Source organism: Ruminococcus difficilis, from assembly GCF_016680995.1.
This window is the reverse complement of the sequence record NZ_JAEQMG010000057.1, coordinates 1-1,012: the sequence shown is the minus strand read 5'-3', so window position 1 is coordinate 1,012 and position 1,012 is coordinate 1. Positions and strand designations below refer to the sequence as shown.

Sequence of the window (1,012 nt, the reverse complement as noted above, 5' to 3'; positions counted from 1 at the left end):
CCTCAAAGCCGTACTTCTTCGCGGCCGCGTCAAGATTATGGAAGATGTTGACCATGATCTGCTCGAGCTTCTGATCAACTTCCTCAAAGCTCCAGGAGAGTCTCTCAGAGTTCTGGCTCATCTCCAGCGCGGAGGTAGCAACGCCGCCTGCATTCGCCGCCTTACCGGGCGCGAAGAGTACGCCGTTCTTCTGGAAATACTCGGTCGCCTCGAGGGTAGTCGGCATATTAGCGCCCTCGGCTACAGCAGTCACGCCGTTTGCTACGAGCTTCTTCGCGTCGTCGATGCCGAGCTCGTTCTGGGTTGCGCAGGGCAGCGCGATATCGCACTTGATATCCCATACATTGGAGCCTTCCGCCTTCTTGTCGTGATAAACGGCAGAAGGACGAGCGGCGGCATACGCGTCAAGACGAGCGCGCTTGACTTCTTTAACGTCCTTTAAGAGAGCGACGTCGATGCCCTCTTTATCATAGATCCAGCCTGTAGAATCGGAGCAGGTCACGACCTGAGCGCCGAGCTGCTGTGCCTTCTGGATCGCATAGATCGCAACGTTGCCCGCGCCGGAAACGCAGATGGTCTTGCCTGCGATATCAATGCCGTTTGTCTTGAGCATCTCTCTGGTGAGATAGAGCAGACCGTAGCCGGTAGCCTCTGTACGAGCAAGAGATCCGCCGAAGCTCAGGCCCTTACCGGTAAGTACGCCCTCAAAGCTGTTGCGAAGGCGCTTATACTGACCGAACATGAAGCCGATCTCTCTTCCGCCTGTACCGATATCGCCCGCGGGGACGTCGGTGTCGGCGCCGATATGACGGAACAGCTCTGTCATGAAGCTCTGGCAGAAGCGCATGATCTCCATATCGGACTTGCCCTTGGGGTCAAAGTCAGAGCCGCCTTTGCCGCCGCCGATTGCAAGACCGGTCAGTGAGTTCTTGAAGATCTGCTCAAAGCCGAGGAATTTGATGATACCGATATATACGGACGGATGCAGACGGATACCGCCCTTATACGGGCC

1 protein-coding gene is annotated in these 1,012 nt (G+C 56.4%); it reads right to left on the bottom strand.

The window, feature by feature from the left end:
• Positions 1–1,012: NADP-specific glutamate dehydrogenase (gene gdhA, locus JKK62_RS07140; RefSeq protein WP_201427327.1), on the bottom strand; the 1,012-nt coding region annotated here is incomplete at both ends.